The sequence below is a fragment of the Nocardioides ginsengisoli genome (assembly GCF_039537225.1).
Classification (GTDB): domain Bacteria; phylum Actinomycetota; class Actinomycetes; order Propionibacteriales; family Nocardioidaceae; genus Nocardioides; species Nocardioides ginsengisoli.
The window spans coordinates 1-23,273 of the sequence record NZ_BAABAC010000006.1 but is presented as its reverse complement, the minus strand read 5'-3'; the positions used below and the strand labels follow the sequence as shown (position 1 = coordinate 23,273).

The following is a 23,273-nucleotide window of genomic DNA, read 5'->3' as shown; positions in this document are numbered from 1 at the left end:
CAAAAGCAAGCGGCTGCGGCCGCCTGTGGATCAGCGCCGGGCGCCGCGCTTCTCGCGCGGCTGCACCTTGATCTCGATCGGGGTGCCGACGAAGCCGAACTCCTCGCGCAGCCGGCGCTCGATGAAGCGCTCGTAGCCCTGGTCGAGCCTGCCGGTGGTGAACAGCTTGAACACCGGCGGCGCGCTCGACACCTGGCTGCCGAAGAGGATCCGCGGCTGCTTGCCGCCGCGCACCGGGTGCGGGTGCTCGGCGACGATGCGGCCCAGGAAGGCGTTGAGGGCGCCGGTGGAGATGCGCGTCTCCCAGCCCTCGATGGCGCGGTCGAGCGCGGGGACGAGCCGGTCGATGTGCCAGCCGGTGCGCGCGGTGATGTTGATCCGCGGCGCCCACTGCACCTGCACCAGGTCGCGCTCGATCTCGCGGTCGAGGTAGTAGCGGCGCTCGGCGTCGACGAGGTCCCACTTGTTGAAGGCGATGACGAGCGCCTTGCCGGCCTCGCGCACCTCCTGCAGGATCCGCATGTCCTGCTCGGCGATCGACTCGTTGCCGGCCAGGACGATGACGCACACCTCGGCGCGCTCGATGGCGGTGGAGGTCCGAAGCCACGCGTAGTACTCGTGGCCCGAGGCCTCCTTGACCCGCTTGCGGATGCCGGCGGTGTCGATGAAGCGCCAGGTCTGGCCGCCCAGCTCGACCAGCTCGTCGACCGGGTCGACCGTCGTACCGGCGACATTGTCGACGACGACGCGCTCCTCGCCCGCGAGCTTGTTGAGCAGCGAGGACTTGCCGACATTGGGGCGACCGACGATGGCGATCCGGCGGGGGCCGCCGATCTCGCGCTCCTGCTCGGGAGCCTCCGGCAGCACCTCCAGGACGGCGTCGAGCAGGTCGCCCGAGCCGCGGCCGTGCAGCGCGGAGACGACGTGGGGCTCGCCCAGGCCGAGGTTCCACAGGGCGAAGGCCTCGGCCTCGGCGCGCTCGTCGTCGACCTTGTTGGCCGCCAGCACGACCGGCTTGCCGGACTTGCGCAGCACCCGCACCACGGCCTCGTCGGCGTCGGTGATGCCGATGGCCGCGTCGACGACGAAGAGCACCGCGTCGGCGAGGCTGACCGCGATCTCGGCCTGGACCCGGATCCGCTCGGCCATGCCGCGCGCGTCGGGGTCCCAGCCGCCGGTGTCGACGAGCGTGAACGCCCGGCCGTTCCACTCCGCGTCGTAGGAGACCCGGTCGCGGGTCACGCCGGGGATGTCCTCGACGACCGCCTCGCGGCGGCCGAGGATCCGGTTCACCAGCGTCGACTTGCCGACGTTGGGGCGGCCCACGACCGCCAGCACGGGCAGCGCGTCATTCATCTGTGTCTCCTTGCGGGAGCGGGCCGGGCAGGCGCCGCCCCGTCTCCTCGAGGGCAGCGGCGAGCCCCGCGCGCATGTGAGCGTGCAGGGCGGCCGAAGTCAGACGGACATTCTCGCGCGTCCGGGGCCAGGACACCGCATCGACGGGCATCGGCTCGCCGACGACGATCCGCACCTGCGCCCGCTTCGGCGGCAGCGAGTTGCTCCGGCCGCCGGGCAGGCGGGTGCCCAGGAACGTCAGCGGTACGACGGGCGCCCCGGTCACCATCGCCAGGTACGCCGCGCCCGGGTGGAGGCGCTGCAGGTCGCCCGGCCCGCGCGTACCCTCGGGGAAGACGCCGACGCAGTGTCCCTCGCGCAGCACGCCGATCGCCGTACGGATCGCGCGGGTGTCGGTGTGGAAGCGGTCGAGCGGGATCTGCCCCGACCACCGCAGGAAGGCGCCGAGCGGCCCGGAGAACATCTCCTCCTTGGTCAGCGCGTGCACCGGCCGCGGCGCGAAGATCGCCATCAGCGGCCCGTCGACGAAGCCGACGTGATTGCCGGCGACGACCACCGGGCCGGTCGCCGGGAAGCGCTCGGGATGCAGCACCTCGACGTCCCAGCGGCGGCGGATCAGCCAGCGCGACGTACGACGTCCGCGCACCAGCAGCCCGCGCGCCGGCGTCCGTACGACGTCGCTGCGCGGCTGCTGGACGTGGGCGCTCACACCCGCTCCATCACCAGGCCCACCACCAGGTCGACGACCTCCTCGAGGGAGAGCTCGGTGGAGTCGACGTGGATCGCCCCGTCGGCCATGGTCAGCGGCGCGACCGCGCGGCCGGAGTCGATCTTGTCGCGGGCGAGCAGCGACTCCTGGGTGGCGCTGAGGTCGGCGCCGCCGTTCTCGAGCGCGCGCCGCGCGGCGCGGGCCGACGGGTCGGCGGTCAGGTACACCTTGAGCTGCGCGTCGGGCCACACGACGGAGCCGATGTCGCGGCCCTCGACGACGATGCCGCCGTCGCCGATGAGCGTGCGCTGCAGCGCGACGAGGCGGGCGCGCACCGCGGGGACCGCGCTGACCGGCGAGACGGCCGCGTTGACCTCGTCGCTGCGGATCTGGACCGAGACGTCGTCGCCGTCGACGGTGATCGTGGGCGCGAGCGGGTCGGTGCCGGACACCAGGACGGGCGCCTCGGCGTGGGCGGCGACGGCGTCCGCGTCGTGCACGTCGATGCCGTTGCGCAGCATCCACCAGGTGATCGCGCGGTACTGCGCGCCGGTGTCGAGATAGCGCATCCCGAGCCGGTCGGCGACCGCGCGGCAGGTGCTCGACTTCCCGGAGCCAGAGGTCCCGTCGACTGCGACCACCACGTTCTCGGGCACGTTCACCTGCTCATCCACGGCCCGTAGATTACCGGTGGGTCACCCAGCCCTTCGACTCCAGTGCGACCCGCAGCTCCTCGGCACGGTCGGCGACGACGTCGATCTCGACCTGACCGACCGGCCGGCCGGGGTCGTGGTCGATGCGGACGTCCTCGATGTTGACCCCGCTCGCGCCCGCGTCGGCGAACAGCCGGGCGAGCCCGCCGGGCTGGTCCGGCAGGGCCACGCGGACGGCGGCCATCTCCTGCGGCGCGGCGCCGTGCTTGCCCGGGATCGCCCGGGTGCCGGCCTGGCCGTAGGCGAGCAGCGACTCCAGTCCGGCCCGGTCGTCGCCCGCGATCGCCTCGAGCGCGAGGTCGAGCCGCTCGCGGACCTCGGTGAGCAGCGCGGCGACGGCGGCGGCGTTGCCGCCGATGATCTGGCTGTAGAGCCGGGGGTCTCCCCCGGCGACGCGCGTCACGTCGCGCACGCCGGTGCCCGACAGCGCGAGGTGGTCGGCCGGCGCGCCCGCGAGTGTGCCGGCCACGAGGGACGCCATCAGGTGCGGGACGTGGGAGGTCCGGGCCACCGCCCGGTCGTGCTCGTACGGCGACAGCCGCACCGGCACGGCGCCGCACAGCACCACCAGCGCCTCGACCAGGCGGGCGGCCGACGCCGTCGCGTCGGGGCCGGGCGTGACCGCCCAGGGGCGGCCGTCGAAGAGCTCGGCGTTGGCCGTGAGCGGGCCGGAGTGCTCGGTGCCGGCCATCGGGTGGCTGCCGACGTACCGGCTGACGGCCGGGTGACCCGCCACCGCGTCCAGCGGAGCGGCCTTGACGCTGCCGACGTCGGTCACGACCGTCTCGGGGCCGGCGGTGTCGAGCGCGTCGCGGATCGCCTTGCCCAGCGCGTCCGGCGGCACGGCGACCACCACCAGCTGCGGCTCGTCGTCGTCGGTCCGCGGGCGGCCGGCGCCGAGACCGGTCGCCGTACGGACATGGTCGGGGTCGCGGTCGGTCAGCAGCACCTCGAGCCCGGCGCGCCGGCAGGCGAGCGCGATGGAGGTGCCGATCAGGCCGGTCCCGACGATCTCGACCGGCCCTGCGAGGCGCGCGCTCGTCCCAGACACGCAGGAAAGGCTAGGACATCGGCTCAGGCGGGATCGCCCGCGCCCGGTTGGTAGGACCCGAACGACCAGTGGTTGCCCTCCGGGTCGCGCACGCTGCCGCCGCGCCCGCCGTAGTCCTGGTCGACCATCGCGCGCTCGACGCTCGCGCCGGCCGCGACCGCCGCGGCGAAGACGGCGTCCGGGTCGCTCGTCACCAGATAGGCCGCGCCGGAGCCCACCGGCTGCAGCGGACCGTCGTCGCGCACCGCGCCGAACATGATCCCGCCGCCGCCGGGCCACAGCCACTCGGCATGGACCACCGTCCCGCTGTCGTCGCGATAGGTGGCGTGCTCGACGAAGCCGATCGCCCGGAGCCAGGCGGTCATCGCGTCGGCGTCGCGGAACTGGAGGGCGGGCCAGAGGCCCACGTGTGCTGCCTGCTCATCGGTCATGTCCCGAGCCTCCTCCCCCGGCCCCGTCGTGGTCTTGAACGAACGGGAACACGTACGGGGGCTCCGCCCCCGTAGACCCCCGCATCTCCTGCTCCTCGCGCAGCCAGGTCGTCGGCGTACACCCGGCCAGCGCGCTCCACTCGCGGCTGAGGTGCGCCTGGTCGCTGTAGCCGCACGCCGTGGCGACCTCGGCGAGCGGACGTCGTCCGAGCACCCGGCGGGCGGCCTCGAAGCGCGCGATCCGTTGGAACGCCTTCGGCGCCAGCCCGCACTCGGCCCGCACCAGGGTGCCCAGCCGGCGCCGGCTGTAGCCGACCTCGTCGGCGACCGCGTGGACCGGAGCGCCGGAGGTGAGCAGGGCCAGCGCGTGCGCCACCTCGGCCCGCGGTCGCGGATCGCCGGCCCGGGCGGCGAGCGCGGCCAGCGTCCGGTCGACGAGCGCGACCCGCGCCGCCCAGGTGGGCAGCTCGTGCAGCCGGGCGGGCAGCTCGCGCAACGCCCGGGGTACGGCGTCCGCCTCGTCGAGGTCGGTGAGCGCGCCGGCCAGGTCGGCGGCCGGGCGCCCGAGCAGCACCCGCGCCCCCTCGATCGTGAGCGCCAGCTGGACGCCGCGCTGCGCGCCGTCGTGGTGGATCGCCGCCGGCGCCGGGTGCAGCCCGGACAGCGACGCCCAGCCCGTGTGCAGCGACCCCGGCACGCCGGCCCACGACACCCGCAACGGCTCCTCGAGCGGCAGCACCAGCGTGATCGTCGTCGACGGCAGCCCGCGGTGGACGCCGGGCGCGCCGAAGTCGACGTCGTAGGGGAACCGTCCGACGACGTGGCGCCGCAGCGCCGCGGGCACCGGTGGGGCCGGGATCACCCGACCACGGTAGAGCCCCCGGCGCTCCTCAGAGCCCGACGAGCTCCAGGAGCTGGCCGAGCTCGTCGTCGGAGAGCTCGCGCATCGCCCCGCTGCGCAGCGTGCCGAGCTCGATCGGGCCGAACTTCGTCCGGCTCAGCTGGCGCACCGGGTGGCCGACCTGGTCGAGCAGCCGGCGCACGATCCGGTTGCGGCCCTCGTGGATGACCAGCTCGATGATCGAGCGGTCGGCGGACGTGTCGATGATCCGCGCCCGTCGCACCTCCACCGGGCCGTCGTCGAGCGTCACGCCGGCGAGCAGGTCGGCCAGGACCGCCTTGGTGAGCTTGCCGGCGACCTCGGCGACGTAGGTCTTCTCGACCTCGAACGACGGGTGCGCCATCCGGTGCGCGAAGTCGCCGTCGTTGGTGAGCAGCAGCAGTCCGGACGTGTCGGTGTCGAGCCGGCCGACGTGGAACAGCCGTTCGTCGCGGTCGGCGACCAGGTCGGTGAGCGTGGGCCGGCCCTGCGGGTCGGACATGGTCGAGACCACGCCACGCGGCTTGTTGAGCACCAGGTAGACGTGGTCGGACACCGGCGGCAGTCGCTTGCCGGAGACCTTGATGACCGCCGTGCGGGGGTCGACCTTGGTGCCGAGCCGGGTGACGATCTCGCCGTCGACCTCGACCTTGCCCTCGAGCATCAGCTCCTCGCAGCGGCGCCGCGAGGCGACGCCGGACTGGGCGAGCAGCTTCTGCAGCCGGATCTGGCCGTCCTCGTCGACCGCGATCTCACGCGTCATCGTCCGCCTCCTCAGGCGCGTCGGGCTCAGACAGCTCGGGCTCAGACAACTCGGGCTCGCCCGCCTCGGGCTCGGGCGTCGGCGCGAGCTCCTCCTCCATCTCCGCCAGGTCGGGCAGGTGCGGCGCGAGGTCGGGCAGCTCGTCGAGCGAGACGATGCCGATCCGCTCCAGGAAGTACGACGTCGTCCGGTACAGCGTCGCACCGTGCTCGCCGTCCTGGCCGGCCTCCTCGACCAGCCCGCGGCTGATCAGGGTCCGCATCACGCCGTCGACATTGACGCCGCGGACCGCGGAGACCCGCGCCCGCGAGACCGGCTGCTGGTAGGCGACGACCGCGAGCGTCTCGAGCGCGGCCTGGGTGAGCCGGGCCTGCTGGCCCTCGAGGACGAAGGCCTCGACCACCGACGCGTACTCCTCGCGCGTGTAGAAGCGCCAGCCCCCGGCGACATTGCGCAGCTCGAAGCCACGGCCCTGCTCGTCGTACTCGCCGGCGAGGGCGGCCAGCGCCGCGGCCACGTCGGGCTCGGGGTGGCCGACGGCGCTCGCCAGGGCGACCTGGTCGAGCGGCTGGTCGGCGACCATCAGCACCGCCTCCAGGGCGGGCCGCAGTTCCACGAGAGGCAGCGCCTCCTCGTTCTCAGCGGTCTCCGCGGTCGGCTCGGTCGCCTCGGTCTCGGTTTGCTCAGTCATCGTTCTCAGTCATCGTTCTCAGCCATCGTGGTCGTCTCCTCCGCGGGCGGCGCGTCGTCGGGCGGCGCGTCGTCGGGCGGCGCGTCGTCGGTCGGCGCCGCGCCGTCGAACTCGTCGGTGATCAGGTCGTCGACGTCGACGACCTCGTCGCCGGTCCAGCGCACGGTCAGCTCGCCCAACGGGGTGACCTGGTCGAACGCCACCGCCCCCTCGCGGAAGAGCTCGAGCAGCGACAGGAACCGGGCCACCGTGGTCAGCGTGTCGGGCGAGTCGCCGCACAGCGCGCGGAAGGTCATCGTCCCGCTGCGCCGCAGCCGGTCGACGACGATCGCCGCCTGCTCACGGACGCTCACCGTCGGCGCGTGGATGTGGTGCAGGGTCAGCTGCAGCTCGGGCTTCGGCGTCATCGCCTTGGCCGCGAGCGCCGCGAACTGCTCCAGGCCGATGCCGATGAGCACCTCCGGCAGCAGCCCCGCGAACCGCTCCTCGAGCCCCACCGCGCGCGGGAACCGCTTCGCCTCCGCCTGCAGCCGCCCGTCGAACACCGCCGCGACCTGCTTGTAGGCCTTGTACTGCAGCAGCCGCGCGAAGAGCAGGTCGCGCGCCTCCAGCAGCGCCAGGTCCTCCTCGTCCTCGACGTCGCCCGCGGGCAGCAGCCGCGCGGCCTTGAGGTCGAGGAGGGTGGCGGCGACCAGGAGGAAGTTGGTGGTCTCCTCCAGGTCGCCGTCCGGCAGCGTCTTGATGTGGGCGATGAACTCGTCGGTGACCTTCGAGAGCGCGATCTCGGTGACGTCGAGCTTGTGCTTGGAGATCAGGCTCAGCAGCAGGTCGAAGGGGCCCTCGAAGTTGGCCAGCCGCACGGCGAAGCCGCCGTGCGTCTCCTCGGCCCCGGCCTCAGCCTCCGCGACAGCCTCGGCTCCCGGCTCGACCTCGCTCACGCCTGCATCATGACTCACGCAGGCGCCTGACCAGCGCGGAGCCCTCCCCCTCGGCCTCGAGCTCGGCGAGGACCAGGTGCAGCGCCTCCCGGACCAACCGGCCGCGGTCGACCGCCAGCCCGTGCTGACCGCGCAGGGTCAGGCGTGCCTGCTCCAGCTCCATCAGCTCGGCGGCGGTGACGTAGACGGTGATCTTCTCGTCGTGGCGGATCCGGCCGCTCGGGCCCTTCTGCGGCTCGGGCGCCGCGACCTGCTCGGGCGCGTCGGGTACGGCGCGGACCTTCCCCCGGCGCGCCGTCCCGGCGTCGGCCTCCGCGGTCGGCCGGAAGAGGTCGTCCGCGGTCGGCATGCTCACACGTCGTGACACCGCAGCGCCACCTCCTTCGCGAGCTGGCGGTACGCCTCCGCCCCGCTCGACGCCGAGGCGTACGACGTGATCGGCTCGCCGGCGACGGTGGAGTCGGAGAACTTCACGGTCCGGCGGATCACGGTGTGGAAGACCTGGTCGCCCCACGCCTGGACCAGGCGCTCGAGGACCTCGCGGCCGTGCAGGGTGCGGCCGTCGTACATGGTGCCGAGGACACCGTCGACCTCGAGGGCCGGGTTGAGCCGCTGCTTGACCTTGTCGATGGTCGCCTTGAGCAGCGCCACGCCGCGCAGCGCGAAGTACTCGCACTCCAGCGGCACGATGACGCCGTGGGCCGCGGTGAGCGCGTTGACCGTCAGCAGGCCGAGCGAGGGCTGGCAGTCGATGAGGATCACGTCGTACTCGGCGATGGCGGGGGCCAGCACGCGCTGCAGGGTCTGCTCGCGCGCGACCTCGTGCACCAGCTGCACCTCGGCGGCGGAGAGGTCGATATTCGACGGCAGCAGGTCCATGCCGGGCACGCCCGAGGGGACGACGACCTCGTCGAGGCGCGTCTCGGGGTCCATCAGCAGGTTGTAGACCGTCAGGTCCATCTCGTGCGGGTTGAGCCCGAGGCCCACCGAGAGCGAGCCCTGCGGGTCGAAGTCGACGAGCAGCACCTTGCGGCCGAACTCGGCGAGTGCGGCGCCGAGGTTGATCGTGGTGGTGGTCTTGCCGACGCCACCCTTCTGGTTGCACATGGCGATCACGCGCGCGTTGCCGTGCTCGGTGATCGGCCGCGGGTCGGGCAGCACCGGCATCGGACGGCCGGTCGGGCCGAGGTCGCCGGACACCGTCGGCTTCGGGGCGCGCTCGGGCTCCGGCTCGGGCACCGGGAACTGCAGGGTCATGCCGTCCTCCGTTCCGAGCGGAATCTGGCTGCCGGGCGCCGGGATGGGCATCCGCGGCGGCATGTCGGGCGCGCTGGATCCTCCGTAGATTCCGCCGACCATCGTCGTTCACCTCGCGTGTGTTGTGGTCGGGCTCCTTCCCCAGAGCCCGTGACCCCTCCATCCAACAATGTCGACACGGCGACATTGGGCAGGCGCGCCGAGGGCGCGTCGACTGAGCGCGAGAGTCAATCGGTCAGGCAGGTCACGCGCAGCGTGCGAACGACGGCCTCCCCGGCCTCGTCGCTGGCCGGGAGGTCGACCTCGGCGACGATCACCCAGTCGTGGTCGCCCTCCGGGTCGTGCAGCGTCTGCGTCGCCTCCCACACGTCGGGCCGCTTGTCGATCGAGAGCAGCGCCGGGCCACGGGCGTCGGCGTCGACGAGCAGCCGGGCGTGCTCGGCGTAGTAGTCCTCGAGCGCCTGGTCCCAGTCAGCAGCGCCCCACTGCTTCTCGCCGCCACGTGATTCGCCGCCCTCGTCGAGCGCGGCCAGCGCCGGGACGTCGTCGCGCGCGAACAGCTCGACGCGGCGCCACATCGCGTTGCGCACCATCACGTCGAAGACCCGGCCCTGCTGGCTGAGCGGCCGCGGCGGGGGCGGCGGCGCGTGGTGGCTGACCTCGCGCGAGGCGTGGTCAGGGTCGTTGAGCGCCTCCCACTCGTCGAGCAGCGAGGAGTCGACCTGGCGGACCGTCTCGCCCAGCCAGTCGACGAGCAGCTCCAGCTCCTCGGTCCGGTACGACGCGGGGACCGTCTGCCGCAGCGCCCGGTAGGCGTCGGTGAGGTAGCGCAGCACCAGCCCCTCCGAGCGTGCGACCTGGTAGCGCGCGACGAGGTCGGTGAACCCCATCCCCTGCTCCCACATCTGCCGGACGACGGACTTGGGCGCCAGCGCGTCGGGCGCGAGCCAGGGATGCCGCTCGCGGTAGGTCTCGAAGAGCGGCTCGAGCAGCTCGCCGAGCGGCTCGGGCCAGGTGATGTCCTCGACGAGCGCCATCCGCTCGTCGTACTCGACGCCGTCGGCCTTGAGCGCCGCGATCGCATCGCCGCGGGCGGCATGGCGCTGCGCGAGGAGCAGCGGGCGGGGCGCCTCGAGGGTCGCCTCGACGACCGACACCACGTCGAGCATGAAGCTCTCGCTGTCGGGGTCGAGGACGTCGAGCACCGCCAGCGCGAAGTGCGAGAGCGGCTGGTTGAGCGCGAAGTCCTCGGGCAGCGCCTCGGTGAGGACATAGCGGCGGCCGAAGCCGTCGACCTCGTCGAGCCGGGTCAGCACCTCGGAGGTCACCAGGCTGCGGGCCAGCCGGACCGCCCGCTTCGCCAGCCGGAGCTGGCTGCGCCGGTCTTCGTGGTTGTCCATGAGCAGGCGGCGCATCACCGGGAAGGCGTCCTCCTCGCGGGAGACGACGTTGACGAGCATCGCGTTGTCGACCTTCATCTGCGACTTCAGCGGCTCGGGGCGGCCGTCCACCAGCTTGTCGAAGGTCTTCTCGGTCCAGACGACGGTGCCGGCGGGCGGCTTCTTCAGCTGTGCCTTGGACGCGCGCTTGGCGCGCTGCTGCTCGCTCATCGCGGCGTTCTTGGCGGCCGCCTTGGCCTTGGCCTTCTCGTTCTCGATGACGTGCTCGGGCGCCTGGACGACGACGTACCCGGCCGTGTCGAAGCCGGCGCGGCCCGCGCGGCCCGCGATCTGCAGGAACTCCCGCGTCCGCAGCACCCGCTGCCGGCTGCCGTCGAACTTCGCGAGCCCGGTGAAGAGGACCGTGCGGATCGGCACGTTGATGCCGACGCCGAGGGTGTCGGTGCCGCAGATGACGGTCAGCAGACCGGCCTGCGCCAGCTGCTCGACGAGGCGGCGGTAGCGCGGCAGCATGCCGGCGTGGTGGACGCCGATCCCCTGCCGCAGCAGCTTGTTGAGCGTCTTGCCGAAGCCGGCGGCGAAGCGGACGCCGGCGATCCGCTCGGCGCTCTGCTCCTTGCGATCCTTGGGCAGCACCGTGTCGAGCCGGCCCGGTCCGCTCAGCAGCGAGACGGCGTGCTCGACGGCGGCAGCCTGGGTGAAGTGCACGACGTACACGGGGCCCTGACCGGTGGTGACCAGCTCCGCAAGCTTGTCCCCCATCGGCTCCAGCGACCAGGTGAAGTCGAGCGGCACCGGGCGCTCGGCCTTGTCGACGACCGCCGTGGCGCGGCCGTTGCGCCGGGTCAGGTCGGCGGCCAGGTCGGTGGTGTCACCGAGGGTCGCCGACATCAGCAGGAACTGCGCGCCCGTGAGCTCGATGAGCGGCACCTGCCACGCCCAGCCGCGCCCCGGCTCGCCGTAGAAGTGGAACTCGTCCATCACGACCATGCCCACGTCGGCGCCCGCACCCTCGCGCAGCGCGATATTGGCGAGCACCTCCGCAGTGCAGGCGATGATCGGGGCGTCGGCGTTGACCGCGACGTCGCCGGTGAGCATGCCGACGTCGGCGGCGCCGAAGATCTCGACCAGGTCGAAGAACTTCTCGCTCACCAGCGCCTTGATGGGCGCGGTGTAGAAGGTGACCCGGTCGTCGGCGAGCGCGGCCATCGCGGCCGCCATCGCGACGAGCGACTTCCCGGAGCCGGTCGGCGTCGCGAGGACCACGTTGTCGCCGGCCAGCAGCGAGAGGATCGCGTCCTCCTGGTGCGGGTAGAGCGCGAGCCCGCGCCCCTCGGCGTACTCCAGGATCCGGTCGTAGGCGTCAACCATGGCGTGCCCTCGGGTGCGCGGTGGCGAAGACCTCGCGCAGGTTGTCGACGGTGACGAGCGTGTAGACCTGGGTGGTCGTGACCGACGCGTGCCCGAGCAGCTCCTGGACGACGCGGACGTCGGCGCCGCCGTCGAGCAGGTGGGTCGCGAACGAGTGGCGCAGCGTGTGCGGCGAGACGTCGCGGGTGACGCCCGCGCGCTCGGCGGCCTTGACCAGCACCGCCCACGCCGACTGGCGCGAGAGCCGGCCGCCGCGCGAGTTGAGGAAGAGCCCGGGCGTCGCGGCGGCGGCGAGCGCCGGCCGCCCCCGCACCAGGTACGCCGACAGCGCGGCGCGCGCGTACGAGCCGACCGGGACCAGCCGTTCCTTGCCGCCCTTGCCGCGCAGCAGGACGGTCGCGTCGGCGGGATCGAGGTCCGGCTCGACCAGGTGGCTGACGTCGTCGACGTCGAGCCCGACCGCCTCGGAGATGCGCGCGCCGGTGCCGTAGAGGATCTCCAGCAACGCCCGGTCACGCAGCGCGAGCGGTGTGTCCGGGGCGCCGGCCGCCTCGAGGATCGCCTCGACGTCCGAGAGCGGCAGTGCCTTCGGCAGCCGCTTGGCCGGGCTGGGCGGCTTGACGCCGGCCGCCGGATCCACCCGCGCGAGCCCGTCGGCGACCGCGAACCTGTGGAAGCCGCGCACCGCCACCACCGTCCGCGCCGCGCTCGACGCGCTCAGCGGCGGGTGGTCGGCGTCGCCCTCGCGCAGCCTCATGAGGAACTCGGTGACCGTCGTCTCGGTCACCGCGTCGAGGTCCTCGATGCCGGCTGCCGCGAGGTGCGCGCGATAGCGCCGGAGGTCGCGGCGGTAGGACAGCAGCGTGTTCGCCGCCAGCCCCTTCTCCACCGCCAGGTGGTCCAGGTACGTGCGGACCGCCCGGTCCACCGCACCCGTGCCACTCACCCGGTCAGGCTAGCGCCTCCGCGATCGGCGTCGACGCGATGCCCGTGGCCTCGCCCACCGGGACGTTGGTCAGCAGGCCGGCGTGGGTGTTGAGACCCAGGGCCAGGCTGGCGTCGGCGCGGCACGCCTCGGCCCAGCCCTTGTCGGCCAGCGCGACGGCGTACGGGAGGGTGGCGTTGGTCAGCGCGTACGTCGACGTGTTCGGCACCGCGCCCGGCATGTTGGCGACGCAGTAGAAGGTCGAGTTGTGCACCTGGTACGTCGGGTCGGCGTGCGTGGTCGGCCGGGTGTCCTCGAAGCAGCCACCCTGGTCGACGGCGATGTCGACGAGCACCGAGCCCGGCTTCATCCGCGAGACCAGCTCGTTGGAGACCAGCTTGGGGGCCGCCGCGCCGGGGATGAGGACCGCGCCGATGACCAGGTCGGCCTCGGTCACCTGCTGCTCGATCGCCAGCTTGGACGACGCCAGGCCGTGCACCCGGTTGTTGTAGCGCCAAAACGACATCCGCAGCTTGTCGAGGTCGGTGTCGAGCAGGGTCACGTCGGCGCCCATGCCGAGGGCGATGTTCGCCGCGTTCTGGCCCGCGACGCCGGCGCCGATGACGACGACCTTGGCGTTGGCGACACCGCCGACGCCGCCCATGAGCACGCCGCGGCCGCCCTGGGCCTTCATCAGCGAGTAGGCGCCGACCTGGGGCGCCAGGCAGCCGGCGACCTCGGACATCGGGTAGAGCAGCGGCAGCGCGCCGGAGGGCAGCTGGACCGTCTCGTAGGCGATCGCGGTGACCTTGCGGGCCATCAGCTCCTCGGTGAGCGCCTTGTCGGCGGCGAGGTGGAGGTAGGTGAAGAGCACCTGGCCCTCGCGCATCCGGTGGTACTCCTCCGCGATGGGCTCCTTGACCTTGAGCACCATGTCGGCCGTGCCCCAGACGGCGTCCGCGTCGGGAAGGATCGTCGCGCCCGCGGCGACGTAGTCCTCGTCGCTGACCTGCGAGCCGACGCCCGCACCGGTCTCGATGACGACCTCGTGACCATGGGCGACCAGCTCGTGCACGCCGATCGGCGTGATGGCCACCCGGTACTCGTTGTTCTTGACTTCCTTCGGCACGCCGACGCGCATGGGCAACCCTTCCGTCTGTGGAATCCGTCGCGGATTCCCTCCTGAAGAGAAATCATGAAGATCACTCGACCCGGCCCGCTAGAGGCGTCAGCGATAATTCGGGGCCGGCGCGGAAAGTCCGATCGGATCGTCGGCGCTCAGGCGGGTGACGGACGCCGCACCGAAGCCTGTTCGGCGGGTCGGCCGCGCAGGTGCTCGAAGATCAGGCTGGTCTCGGTCATCGCCACGTCGCGGGTGCCGCTGAGGTGGTCGAGGACGAACTCGCGCAGCTCCTCCGAGCCGGCCGTCGCGACGTGGATCAGGAAGTCGTCGGCGCCGGCCAGGAAGTAGACGTTGAGGACCTCCGGCAGCGCTGCCATGGTCTGCGCGAAGGCGCTCAGCTCGCCGCGCGCGTGCGGGCGCAGCCGGACCGAGATCATCGCCTGCAGCGGCCGGCCGATGCTGGCCTGGTCGACCTCGGCGTGTGCGCCGCGGATCACCCCACGCTCGAAGAGCGCGCGGACCCGGCCGTGGCAGGTGGACGGCGCGATGCCGACCCGCGCCGCCAGCACGTTGTTGGCCAGCCGGGCGTCGTCCTGCAGCTCGCGGACGATCGCGGCGTCGATCGGGTCGAGCTCAACCACGCGCCGACTCCCGGTCGCGTCGTACCTGGACGGCGAGGATCGCCTGGACGACGGGACCGTCGGCCACGTCGCCGCGCAGGACGGCGTCGACGAGCTCGGCGAACGGGATCCGGAGCGTCTCCATGTCGGCCTCCTCGTGGCGCAGCTCGAAGTCGCCGCGGTCGGCCGCGGAGAGCCCCTCGGCGAGGTAGTAGTGGATCACCTCGGCCGAGTAGCCCGGCGAGCTCCACGTCGAGAGCAGGTGGGTCCAGCGCTCGGCCTGCAGCGCCACCTCCTCGCGCAGCTCGCGCCGCGCGACCTGCTCGGGGTCCTCGCCCGGGTGGTCGCAGACGCCGGCCGGCAGCTCGACCAGCCGGTGCTGGGCGGCATGGCGGTACTGGCGGATGCACAGCACCCGGTCGTCGTCGTCGATCGCGAGGACGACGGCCGCGCCCGGGTGCTCGACCACGAGCCGCCGGAACGGCTCCTCGTGGTCGGCGCCCGGACGGCGGATCCGGTCGGAGCGGAAGGCGACGACCCACCCGTCCCGGTGCAGGTCGACGCTGTCCTCGACCGGCCAGGACTCTGGGACGTCGCGCAGCACCTTCACGGCCTGAGGCTCACGCTGGGTCACTCCGTGTCGTCGGTGCGCTCGGCGTGCAGGTTGGTGTCGTCGATCTCGAGACGGGTCTCGCGCTGGCGCTTGATGGCCGCGCCGACCAGGCCCGCGAACAGCGGGTGCGGGCGGGTCGGCCGCGAGCGCAGCTCGGGGTGGGCCTGGGTGCCGACGTAGTAGGGGTGGACGTCGCGCGGCAGCTCGACGAACTCGACCAGGTCGAGCTCGTCGTTGAGACCGGAGAAGACCAGACCGGCCTCCTCGAGCTGGGCGCGGTAGGCGTTGTTGACCTCGTAGCGGTGCCGGTGGCGCTCCTCGATCACCTCGGCGCCGTAGACCTCGCGCGCGATCGTGCCCGCCTTGAGGTGCGCCGGGTAGAGGCCCAGGCGCATGGTGCCGCCCAGGTCGCCCGCGCCCTCGACGATGGACTTCTGCTCCTCCATCGTGGCGATGACCGGCTCGGGGGTATCGGGGTCGAACTCCGTCGAGCCGGCCTTGGTCAGGCCGAGCTCGGTACGGGCGTACTCGATCACCATCGACTGCAGGCCCAGGCACAGGCCCAGGGTCGGGATCTTGTTGTGGCGGGCGTAGGTGAGCGCGCCGAGCTTGCCCTCGAGGCCGCGGATGCCGAAGCCGCCCGGGACGCAGATCGCGTCGACGTCGGAGAGGTGCTTGGTCGCGCCGGCCGGAGTCTCGCACTCGTCGGAGGCGACCCAGCGCAGGTGGACCTTGGCCTCGTGGGCGAAGCCACCGGCGCGCAGCGCCTCGGTGACCGAGAGGTAGGCGTCGTGCAGGTCGATGTACTTGCCGACCAGCGCGATGGTGACGTCCTCCTTCGGGTGGTGCACCCGGCGGAGCAGGTCGTCCCAGACCGTCCAGTCGACGTCGCGGAAGGGCAGGTTGAGCCGGCGCACGACGTAGGCGTCGAGACCCTGGCGGTGCAGCACCTTGGGGATGTCGTAGATCGACGGCGCGTCGGCCGCGGTGACGACGGCGTCCTGGTCGACGTCGCACATCAGCGAGATCTTCTTCTTGATGCTCTCCGGCAGCTCGCGGTCGGCGCGGCAGACCACGGCGTCGGGCTGGATGCCGACCTGGCGCAGTGCGGCGACGGAGTGCTGGGTGGGCTTGGTCTTCAACTCGCCCGAGGGCCCGATGAAGGGCACCAGCGAGACGTGCAGGAAGAAGCAGTTGTCGCGGCCGATGTCGTGGCGCACCTGGCGCGCGGCCTCGAGGAAGGGCAGCGACTCGATGTCGCCGACCGTGCCGCCGATCTCGGTGATCACCACGTCGACCGGCTCGTCACCGTGGCCCATCGCGAGGATCCGGTCCTTGATCTCGTTGGTGATGTGCGGGATCACCTGGACCGTGTCGCCGAGGTACTCGCCCTTGCGCTCCTTGGCGATCACCGACGAGTAGACCTGGCCGGTGGTGACGTTCGCGATCTGGTTGAGATCGGTGTCGAGGAAGCGCTCGTAGTGACCGATGTCGAGGTCGGTCTCGGCGCCGTCGTTGGTGACGAAGACCTCACCGTGCTGGAACGGGTTCATCGTTCCCGGGTCGACGTTGAGATAGGGGTCGAGCTTCTGCATCGTGACCCGGAGGCCGCGCGAGCGCAGCAGTCGGCCGAGGCTGGACGCCGTGAGGCCCTTGCCCAGAGAGGAGGCGACGCCTCCGGTGACGAAGACGTGCTTTGCCTGACGATTCGATCCGCTACCAGGGGCCATGTTCACGGGATTCCATCCTACTACGTCTCCGCCCTCAACCGTTCTTTCGCCGCGCCAGGTCGAGCAGCTCGCGGGCGTGGGCGAGCGCCGTGTCGGACTCGGCGAGGCCGGCCAGCATCCGCGACAGCTCGCGCTCGCGCGCGGCGTCGTCGAGCGTGACCAGTCCCGAGCTGGTGACCGTGCCGTCACTGGACTTCTCGACGAGCACGTGCCGGTCTGCGAAAGCGGCCACCTGCGGCAGGTGGGTGACCACCAGGACCTGCGCCTCGTCGGCGAGCTTGGCCAGCCGGCGTCCGATCTCGACCGCGGCCGCGCCGCCGACGCCGGAGTCGACCTCGTCGAACACGAACGTCGGGACCGGGCTGGTGCCCGCCAGGCAGACCTCGACCGCGAGCATCACCCGCGAGAGCTCACCGCCGGACGCGCCTTTGTGGAGCGGACGGGGCTCGGACCCGGTGTTGGCCGCGAGCAGGAACTCGACCTCGTCGAGCCCGCTGCGCCCGAACCGGACCCACCGCTCCCCCACCTGCAGCACGTCGGCCGGCGGGTGCGCGGGGTCGGCGGGCGCCTCGGCGGCGCGCGGCGAGACCTTGATGGTGACCACGGCGTGCGGCATCGCGAGCAGGGTGAGCTCGTCGGAGACCGCCGTGCCGAGCCGGGCGGCCGCCTTGACCCGCGCCTCGCTCAGCTTGGTGCCGGCCTCGGCCAGGTCGACCCGCAGCGCGGCGGCCTGGGCCGCGAGCTCACGGATCCGGTCGTCGGTCGAGTCGAGGTCGAGCAGGCGCATCGCCGACGTCTCGGCCCACGCGAGGACCTCGTCGACCGTGTCGCCGTACTTGCGGGTGAGGGCGATGAGCGCCGCCCGCCGCTCGGACACCGCCGCGAGGCGGTGGGGATCGGTGTCGATGCGCGCGGCGTAGGACGCGACGTCGGCCGCCACGTCGGACAGCAGGTAGCTCACCTCGGCCACCCGGTCGGCCAGCGTCGCCGCCTCGGGATCGTGGTCGCGGACGCCGTCGAGCAGCCCCCGCGCCGCGGCGACCGCGCCCATCGCGTCGGGCGATCCGTGCTCGCTGGAGAGCGCCTCACGGGCCTGCTCGGCCGCTCCGCGCAGGGTGTCGGCGTGCCCGAGCCGGGCCTCCTCGGCGGCCAGCTCGGCATCCTCGCCGGGCTGCGGCGCGACGGCCGCCACCTCGTCGACCCCGAACCGGAGCAGGTCGGCCTCGCGCGCCCGCTCGCGCGCGGTCGCGGTGACCTCGGCGAGCTCGCGCTCGGTGGCGACCAGCCGGTCGTAGACGGCGGCGTACGTCGCCTGCAGCTTCTCCAGCGCCCCGAACCGGTCGAGCGCGTGGCGCTGCGTCTGCGGCTTGAGCAGCCGGTGCTGGTCGGACTGCCCGTGGACGGCGACCAGCGGCTCGGCGATCTCGGCCAGGGTCGCGATCGGGACCGACGCCCCGCCCGCGAAGGCCCGCGAGCGCCCCTCGGCGCTCACGTTGCGGGCCAGGACCACGCCGTTGTCCTCGACCTCGCCGCCGGCGTCCTCGATCGCGCTGACCAGGCCGGGCAGCGCCTTCGCCGCCACCAGGCCCTCGACCCGCGCCTGCTTGGCGCCGGCCCGGACCGCGCCGCTGTCGGCGCGCCCGCCCAGCAGGAGGCCGAGCGCGGTGACGACCATGGTCTTGCCCGCGCCGGTCTCACCGGTGATGACGGTCAGGCCGGGGCCGAGCTCCAGCGTGGAGGAGTCGATGACTCCCAGGGAGCTGATCCGCAGCTCCTCGATCATGGCGTCTCTCCTCGTGCTCGCGCCTGGCGCCGCTCCTCGGCGGCGCCGCGCCATCCCTCCACCGACAGTCCGAACTTGGCCACCAGCCGGTCGGTGAACGGCGCCTGGTGGAGCCGGACCAGCCGGACCGGCCGCAGCCCCCGGCTCACCTCGATCCGCGCCCCCGGCGGCAGGTCGACGCTGCGCCGGCCGTCGCACCACAGGACGCCGTTGCCCTGGTTGCCCGCGAGCACCTCGATCGCGATCACCGACGACGGCGCGACCACCATCGGTCGGGCGAACAGCGCGTGGGCGCTCAGCGGGACGATGCACAGCGCCTCGACCTGCGGCCACACGATCGGCCCGCCGGCGCTGAAGTTGTAGGCGGTCGACCCGGTCGGCGTCGCGCACACCACGCCGTCGCAGGCCCAGCGGGACAGGGGCCGGCTGTCGATCTCGACGACCACCTCGAGCATCCGCTCGCGCGCGCCCTTCTCGACGCTGGCCTCGTTGACCGCGAACGTCGAGTAGACCAGCTCGCCCTGGACGAACGCCCGGACGTCGAGCGTCAGCCGGTCCTCGGTCGTGTAGTGCTGCTGGACGATCGCCTCGATCGTGGCCACCACGTCCTCGTGCTCGGCCTCGGCCAGGAAGCCGACGTGGCCGAGGTTGACGCCCAGGACCGGCGTGAGCCGCTGGTGGGTCACCTCCGCCGCGCGCAGGATGCTGCCGTCGCCGCCGATCACCACCGTCAGCTCGCAGCCGTGGCTGGCGTCGGTCTCGGAGTCGGTCAGCTCGACCGCGGGGACGTAGTCGTCGGGCGCGAGCTCGAGGTCGTCGGCCTCGTGCCGAAGCAGCCGGACGACGATGCCGTGGCCGGTCAGCTCCTTGACGAACGCGCGCGCCACGTCGCGGGCCTCGGGCCGCCCGGTATGGGCGAGGACGAGGACCCGCCGGGGCGTCGTCGCGGTGGTCATGGACTCACCCTCTCATCCACCCCCGACGTTCCGCGCCGGACGACGGCCGCGATGGACTCGTCGTCCTGCGTCGCCGGTCCCTTGCGCAGCCACAGGAAGAACTCCACGTTGCCCGAGGGCCCCGGCAGCGGACTCACCGTCACCGCCCGCGCGCCCCAGCCGCGCTCCGCGGCCGCGTGCGCCACCCCGAGGACGGTCTCGACCCACAGCTCCGGGTCGCGGACCACGCCACCCTTGCCCAGCCGGTCCTTGCCGACCTCGAACTGCGGCTTCACCATCAGCGCGAGGTCGCCGTCGTCGGCGGTCACGCCGAGCAGCGCGTCGAGGACGAGCGTCAGCGAGATGAAGGAGAGGTCGCCCACCACCACGTCGACCGGATCGCCGATGTCGTCGCGGGTCAGCGTCCGGACGTTGGTCCGGTCGTGGACCGTCACCCGCTCGTCCTGCTGCAGCGACCAGTGCAGCTGCCCGTAGCCCACGTCGACGGCCACCACCTCGCCCGCCCCCGCGCGGAGCAGGACGTCGGTGAACCCGCCCGTCGACGCCCCCGCGTCGAGGCAGCGGCGTCCGGACACCTCCAGCCCGAGCGGGCCGAACGCCGTCAGCGCCCCCAGCAGCTTGTGCGCTCCCCGGGACACGTAGTCGGGACCGTTGTCGCCCTCGCGGACCACGATCGCCACGTCGGTGGTCACTCCCGTCGCCGCCTTGGTGGCGACGGCGCCCGCGACCTTCACCCGGCCGTCCGCGATCAGCTGCGCGGCGCGCTCCCGCGACGACGCCAGCCCGCGACGAACCAGCTCCGCGTCCAGGCGGAGTCGGCGCGGCGGCACTACGGCGCGGGCGGGTCGTCGAGCGTGCGGCGGAGCTCCGCGTGCGCCTCCTCGAGGGCACCCGCGTGCTCCTCGAGCGGCCGGCTGTCGAGGCCGGCGACGAGGTCGAGCACACGGTCGACGGCGTCGATGCCGGTCGGCGTGGGCGCCGGAACTGGTACCTCGGTCATGGCGTGAGGCTACCGCCCCGCGCCCTCAGCGCCATGGACCTCGCCCTCACGCGTCCACCGCGTCCGCGCCTTCCCCAGCGTCCGCAACGTCCGGGACGTCGACCCCCGTCACGTCCGCCGGCTCCCCCGTCGCGTCCAGGTGGCTCCAGGCGGCGGTCGCGACCACCCGCCACCAGTCGCCCGCCGCGGGCTCGGCGCCGTCGCCCCCGCCCGCCGCGACGCGGCGCACCACGAGCCGCCCCCCGTCGCAGGTGGCGGACCAGCCGCCCAGCACCCACGCCCCGTCCCTCCGCTCCGGCGCCTGGTGCGCGACGCACAGCCCGCCCAGGTCCGTCGCCAGGTAGGTCGGGCGGAGCTCGTCGCGCGCTGCCACCAGCTCTGCCAGCCCGGTCACCCCCGTCAGCACCAGCAGCGAGTCGAAGCCGGCCTTGCGGGCACCCTCGATGTCGGTGTCGAGCCGGTCGCCGACCATCAGCGGCCGCTCGCCCCCGATCCGTCGTACCGTCTCGTCGAGCAGCGGGCGCTCCGGCTTGCCGGCGACGTCGGGGGTCACCGCGGAGAACCGGGACAGCATCTCCACCTGGACACCGTGCCCCGGCGCCACGCCGTACGCGGTCGGCATCGAGTAGTCGGTGTTGCTCGCCACCCACGGCAGCCCGTCGCGGATCCGCACCGCCACCCGGGTCAGGTCGTGCCACACGACGTCCGGCCCGTAGCCGGTCACCACCGCGACCGCCTCGTCCGCGGCGCCGACCGGCTCCAGGCCCGCCTCGCGCAGCGCCGTCCACAGCCCGGGGCCGCCGACCGCTACCACCCGCGCCCCGGCGCCCCAGCGATCGCGCGCCAGCCGCGCCGCCGCCTGGGCACTGGTGACCACGTCGTGCGCCTGCGCCGGGACACCGAGCTCGGTGAGATGCGCGGCGACCGCGTCGGGTGAGCGTGCGGCGTTGTTGGTGATGAAGGCGACCCGCATCCCGGCCTCCCGCGCCGCCGCGATGCCCTCGGCGGCACCGTCGACGGCGTGCGGACCGACGTACACGACCCCGTCGAGATCGAGCATCGCCAGGTCGTAGGCACGGGTCAGTGGGGCGGAGGATGTGACCAACACGTGCTCCACCTTGCCAGTCAGCTCCACCCCCTGCTCCGTACGATGCGCAGATGGACGCAACGACACTGGTGACCCCGCCTTATGTGGCGGGCCCGTTGCGCCTCGAGCCCTTCGCCGCGCTGATGCTGGCCCCTGCCCGCGTCGGCAACCCGACCACCGGCCGCGCCTTCGCACGTCCGTACAAGGACGTCTCGGCCCGCCTCATGCGCTGGAAGGCCCGCGGCTTCGTCCGCGCCGACGCCGAGCCCGCCCTCTATCTGCACGAGTACACCTCCGCGGGGATGACCGTGCGTGGCCTCGTCGGCGCCCTCGACGTCTCGCGCCGCGCCGCCCGCCCCGAAGACCGTGCCGTCCTCCCCCACGAGGGGATCCACCCCGCGCAGGCGGACGACCTGGCCGACCGGATGGAGGAGATGCAGCTCAACCCGGCGCCGATCCTCCTGGTGCACCAGGGGACCGTGCGCCTGCGCACCCTCCTCGCGACGGTCGTCACCGGCGAGCCGGACCACGCGTTCACCGACCGCGGAGGCCAGCAGCACCGCATCTGGGCGATCCGCGACACCGAGCTCCTCACCCCGATCAGCGAGGAGCTCGCCGACAGTCAGGCACTCATCGCCGACGGACACCACCGCTATGCGGCTTACCTCCGTCTGCAGCGCCGCGGCGCCCACGAGACGCACGAGCCGCGCCCGGCCACCGACTTCGGCCTGGCGATGCTGGTCGACCAGGACGCCACTCCCCTGTTCCTCGGACCGATCCACCGGACGCTGAGCGGCACCTCGCTCGACGACCTGCGCGACGCCGCGGAGACGCTCGGCCTCGAGTACACCGTGCACGAGCAGGCCGACGCCGTCCACGCGCTGTCGTCGGTGCGTCTGGCGGCCACCGACGGGGAGCGCTGGGCCACGGTCACCCTCGACGTGGGGCAGGACGAGGCGGCCGTCGAGGTACTCCACCGCCGGATCGTCCCGGCGCTGGCGCACGGACCGGCGTCGATCGCCTATCACCACACGGTCGAGGACGCCCTGGGCGGCGCACGACCGGACGCCATCGCCGTCCTCATGCCGGCTCCGTCGGTGGACCTGGTGCTGCGCGTCGCCGCCGCGGACCGGCTGCTGCCCGAGAAGGCCACCTCCTTCCAGCCGAAGCCGAGCCTCGGCGTGCTCATCCGGTCGCTCCGCGACGAATCCGACGCCCCGAGCTGACCTCGACCTCGACCCGGGACTCGGTGCGGCCGCCGAGCCGGAAGAAGCGCCGCCGCAGCGCGCCCTCGATGGCTACCTCGTCGCCGATCCGCCAGCTCACCATCGAGCGTCGCGCACGCCCCGTCCACGCGACCAGATCGACGACGTCGACGGTCGGACCGCGCCGGCTGCCGTTGCGGCGCTCCGCCTCCGTCCGCGGCACCACGAGCCGGCAGGTGGCCATCAGGTCGCCGCTGGGCAGCTCGCGCACGGCCGGATCGGCGGCCACGCGCCCGTAGAGGCGGACCACGTTCGCGGGCTCTGCCGATGCGATGTCGACCGCCATGACGCCACCTGCTTCCGAGTTCCGGTGACAGGCGCTCTCGCCCGTCTCGAACTCGATCCTGCCTCCGGCCCCCGCCACTGCCCAGCAGCATGCTCTCGGCTGTGGAGAGGCGGCGCCTCTCACCGCCCCTGTGGACGATTCATGGTCATCGACGCGACCGATGAGACGCACGGACGGGCTCTCACGAGTCCGCCAGGCAGGAAAGGAGGCCAAAAAGAACTCAGGGCCAGCACACGAAGTGCTGGCCCTGAGCCAATGTATGTCCGGCGGCGTCCTACTCTCCCACATCCTCTCGGTTGCAGTACCATCGGCGCTGGCAGGCTTA

At 73.0% G+C, this 23,273-nt stretch carries 24 protein-coding genes; 1 reads left to right on the top strand and 23 read right to left on the bottom strand.

All coding sequences use genetic code 11. From position 1 onward, the window contains the following. Positions 1 to 30: 30 nt before the first annotated feature. From der to AB4880_RS03635, 22 genes are all read right to left on the bottom strand, one after another. Positions 31 to 1,356 (bottom strand): ribosome biogenesis GTPase Der, encoded by a 1,326-nt coding sequence (gene der / locus AB4880_RS03740; RefSeq protein WP_367917859.1) that lies wholly within the window; start codon positions 1,354 to 1,356, stop codon positions 31 to 33. Further along, the gene (locus tag AB4880_RS03735) at positions 1,349 to 2,065 is read right to left on the bottom strand and encodes a lysophospholipid acyltransferase family protein (RefSeq protein ID WP_367917858.1); all 717 of its coding nucleotides are present in this window, start codon (positions 2,063 to 2,065) and stop codon (positions 1,349 to 1,351) included. Before AB4880_RS03735 ends, der begins: the two co-directional genes overlap by 8 nt. After that, the gene (gene cmk / locus AB4880_RS03730) at positions 2,062 to 2,739 is read right to left on the bottom strand and encodes a (d)CMP kinase (RefSeq protein WP_367917857.1); all 678 of its coding nucleotides are present in this window, start codon (positions 2,737 to 2,739) and stop codon (positions 2,062 to 2,064) included. Before cmk ends, AB4880_RS03735 begins: the two co-directional genes overlap by 4 nt. 10 nt (positions 2,740 to 2,749) lie before the next feature. Then, a complete protein-coding gene (locus tag AB4880_RS03725; RefSeq protein WP_367917856.1) occupies positions 2,750 to 3,829 on the bottom strand; it encodes a prephenate dehydrogenase in 1,080 nt (359 codons plus the stop codon). 23 nt (positions 3,830 to 3,852) lie between these two features. Continuing rightward, on the bottom strand, positions 3,853 to 4,260 hold the full coding sequence (locus AB4880_RS03720; protein ID WP_367917855.1) for a VOC family protein: 408 nt from the start codon (positions 4,258 to 4,260) through the stop codon (positions 3,853 to 3,855). Next, on the bottom strand, positions 4,250 to 5,122 hold the full coding sequence (locus AB4880_RS03715) for a helix-turn-helix domain-containing protein (protein WP_367917854.1): 873 nt from the start codon (positions 5,120 to 5,122) through the stop codon (positions 4,250 to 4,252). The genes AB4880_RS03720 and AB4880_RS03715 overlap by 11 nt, the downstream gene beginning before the upstream one ends. Positions 5,123 to 5,150: 28 nt before the next feature. Next, positions 5,151 to 5,903, bottom strand: a complete 753-nt coding sequence (locus AB4880_RS03710; RefSeq protein WP_367917853.1) for a pseudouridine synthase — start codon at positions 5,901 to 5,903, stop codon at positions 5,151 to 5,153. Next, positions 5,893 to 6,594: an SMC-Scp complex subunit ScpB gene (gene scpB / locus AB4880_RS03705; RefSeq protein ID WP_367917852.1), complete on the bottom strand. Its 702-nt coding sequence runs from the start codon at positions 6,592 to 6,594 to the stop codon at positions 5,893 to 5,895. The genes AB4880_RS03710 and scpB overlap by 11 nt, the downstream gene beginning before the upstream one ends. A gap of 5 nt (positions 6,595 to 6,599) precedes the next feature. Further along, positions 6,600 to 7,532, bottom strand: coding sequence for a segregation and condensation protein A (locus tag AB4880_RS03700; protein ID WP_379228591.1), 933 nt, complete (start codon positions 7,530 to 7,532; stop codon positions 6,600 to 6,602). A 7-nt stretch (positions 7,533 to 7,539) separates the two neighbouring features. Beyond that, positions 7,540 to 7,881 (bottom strand): hypothetical protein, encoded by a 342-nt coding sequence (locus AB4880_RS03695; protein ID WP_367917851.1) that lies wholly within the window; start codon positions 7,879 to 7,881, stop codon positions 7,540 to 7,542. A gap of 2 nt (positions 7,882 to 7,883) precedes the next feature. Continuing rightward, on the bottom strand, positions 7,884 to 8,789 hold the full coding sequence (locus AB4880_RS03690; protein ID WP_379228589.1) for a ParA family protein: 906 nt from the start codon (positions 8,787 to 8,789) through the stop codon (positions 7,884 to 7,886). 227 nt (positions 8,790 to 9,016) lie between these two features. Beyond that, a complete protein-coding gene (locus AB4880_RS03685) occupies positions 9,017 to 11,560 on the bottom strand; it encodes a DEAD/DEAH box helicase (RefSeq protein WP_367917850.1) in 2,544 nt (847 codons plus the stop codon). Continuing rightward, positions 11,553 to 12,506 carry a site-specific tyrosine recombinase XerD gene (locus AB4880_RS03680; RefSeq protein WP_367917849.1) on the bottom strand — a complete coding sequence of 318 codons (954 nt, stop codon included), beginning with the start codon at positions 12,504 to 12,506 and terminating at the stop codon, positions 11,553 to 11,555. Before AB4880_RS03680 ends, AB4880_RS03685 begins: the two co-directional genes overlap by 8 nt. A gap of 4 nt (positions 12,507 to 12,510) precedes the next feature. Further along, a complete protein-coding gene (gene ald / locus AB4880_RS03675) occupies positions 12,511 to 13,626 on the bottom strand; it encodes an alanine dehydrogenase (RefSeq protein WP_367917848.1) in 1,116 nt (371 codons plus the stop codon). A 137-nt stretch (positions 13,627 to 13,763) separates the two neighbouring features. Continuing rightward, positions 13,764 to 14,249, bottom strand: a complete 486-nt coding sequence (locus tag AB4880_RS03670; protein ID WP_367917847.1) for an Lrp/AsnC family transcriptional regulator — start codon at positions 14,247 to 14,249, stop codon at positions 13,764 to 13,766. Continuing rightward, positions 14,242 to 14,838, bottom strand: coding sequence for an NUDIX domain-containing protein (locus tag AB4880_RS03665; protein WP_367917846.1), 597 nt, complete (start codon positions 14,836 to 14,838; stop codon positions 14,242 to 14,244). The genes AB4880_RS03670 and AB4880_RS03665 overlap by 8 nt, the downstream gene beginning before the upstream one ends. A 20-nt stretch (positions 14,839 to 14,858) precedes the next feature. Further along, positions 14,859 to 16,571: a CTP synthase gene (gene pyrG / locus AB4880_RS03660; RefSeq protein WP_367918112.1), complete on the bottom strand. Its 1,713-nt coding sequence runs from the start codon at positions 16,569 to 16,571 to the stop codon at positions 14,859 to 14,861. Positions 16,572 to 16,605: 34 nt separating this feature from the next. Continuing rightward, positions 16,606 to 18,354, bottom strand: coding sequence for a DNA repair protein RecN (gene recN / locus AB4880_RS03655; RefSeq protein ID WP_367917845.1), 1,749 nt, complete (start codon positions 18,352 to 18,354; stop codon positions 16,606 to 16,608). After that, positions 18,351 to 19,310: an NAD kinase gene (locus AB4880_RS03650; protein ID WP_367917844.1), complete on the bottom strand. Its 960-nt coding sequence runs from the start codon at positions 19,308 to 19,310 to the stop codon at positions 18,351 to 18,353. Before AB4880_RS03650 ends, recN begins: the two co-directional genes overlap by 4 nt. After that, entirely contained in the window at positions 19,307 to 20,140 is an 834-nt protein-coding gene (locus tag AB4880_RS03645; protein ID WP_367917843.1) for a TlyA family RNA methyltransferase, read from the bottom strand. Before AB4880_RS03645 ends, AB4880_RS03650 begins: the two co-directional genes overlap by 4 nt. Continuing rightward, the gene (locus AB4880_RS03640) at positions 20,140 to 20,310 is read right to left on the bottom strand and encodes a hypothetical protein (RefSeq protein ID WP_367917842.1); all 171 of its coding nucleotides are present in this window, start codon (positions 20,308 to 20,310) and stop codon (positions 20,140 to 20,142) included. Before AB4880_RS03640 ends, AB4880_RS03645 begins: the two co-directional genes overlap by 1 nt. 46 nt (positions 20,311 to 20,356) lie before the next feature. Continuing rightward, on the bottom strand, positions 20,357 to 21,418 hold the full coding sequence (locus tag AB4880_RS03635) for an HAD-IIA family hydrolase (protein WP_367917841.1): 1,062 nt from the start codon (positions 21,416 to 21,418) through the stop codon (positions 20,357 to 20,359). A 50-nt stretch (positions 21,419 to 21,468) separates the two neighbouring features. Between AB4880_RS03635 and AB4880_RS03630 the strand changes: the two genes are divergently transcribed. After that, entirely contained in the window at positions 21,469 to 22,623 is a 1,155-nt protein-coding gene (locus tag AB4880_RS03630) for a DUF1015 family protein (RefSeq protein WP_367917840.1), read from the top strand. Here AB4880_RS03630 and AB4880_RS03625 read toward each other — a convergent pair. Continuing rightward, positions 22,583 to 22,948, bottom strand: a complete 366-nt coding sequence (locus AB4880_RS03625) for a single-stranded DNA-binding protein (RefSeq protein ID WP_367917839.1) — start codon at positions 22,946 to 22,948, stop codon at positions 22,583 to 22,585. The two genes, AB4880_RS03630 and AB4880_RS03625, sit on opposite strands and share 41 nt — an antisense overlap. Positions 22,949 to 23,273: the final 325 nt, after the last annotated feature.

Excerpts from the sequence above, each read along its gene's own strand:
- der (WP_367917859.1), bottom strand. The coding sequence starts at position 1,356 with ATGAATGACGCGCTGCCCGTGCTGGCGGTCGTGGGCCGCCCCAACGTC.
- AB4880_RS03720 (WP_367917855.1), bottom strand. The coding sequence starts at position 4,260 with ATGACCGATGAGCAGGCAGCACACGTGGGCCTCTGGCCCGCCCTCCAG.
- AB4880_RS03710 (WP_367917853.1), bottom strand. The coding sequence starts at position 5,903 with ATGACGCGTGAGATCGCGGTCGACGAGGACGGCCAGATCCGGCTGCAG.
- scpB (WP_367917852.1), bottom strand. The coding sequence starts at position 6,594 with ATGACTGAGCAAACCGAGACCGAGGCGACCGAGCCGACCGCGGAGACC.
- AB4880_RS03695 (WP_367917851.1), bottom strand. The coding sequence starts at position 7,881 with ATGCCGACCGCGGACGACCTCTTCCGGCCGACCGCGGAGGCCGACGCC.
- AB4880_RS03690 (WP_379228589.1), bottom strand. The coding sequence starts at position 8,789 with ATGACCCTGCAGTTCCCGGTGCCCGAGCCGGAGCCCGAGCGCGCCCCG.
- AB4880_RS03685 (WP_367917850.1), bottom strand. The coding sequence starts at position 11,560 with ATGGTTGACGCCTACGACCGGATCCTGGAGTACGCCGAGGGGCGCGGG.
- ald (WP_367917848.1), bottom strand. The coding sequence starts at position 13,626 with ATGCGCGTCGGCGTGCCGAAGGAAGTCAAGAACAACGAGTACCGGGTG.
- pyrG (WP_367918112.1), bottom strand. The coding sequence starts at position 16,571 with ATGGCCCCTGGTAGCGGATCGAATCGTCAGGCAAAGCACGTCTTCGTC.
- recN (WP_367917845.1), bottom strand. The coding sequence starts at position 18,354 with ATGATCGAGGAGCTGCGGATCAGCTCCCTGGGAGTCATCGACTCCTCC.
- AB4880_RS03650 (WP_367917844.1), bottom strand. The coding sequence starts at position 19,310 with ATGACCACCGCGACGACGCCCCGGCGGGTCCTCGTCCTCGCCCATACC.
- AB4880_RS03640 (WP_367917842.1), bottom strand. The coding sequence starts at position 20,310 with ATGACCGAGGTACCAGTTCCGGCGCCCACGCCGACCGGCATCGACGCC.
- AB4880_RS03630 (WP_367917840.1), top strand. The coding sequence starts at position 21,469 with ATGGACGCAACGACACTGGTGACCCCGCCTTATGTGGCGGGCCCGTTG.
- AB4880_RS03625 (WP_367917839.1), bottom strand. The coding sequence starts at position 22,948 with ATGGCGGTCGACATCGCATCGGCAGAGCCCGCGAACGTGGTCCGCCTC.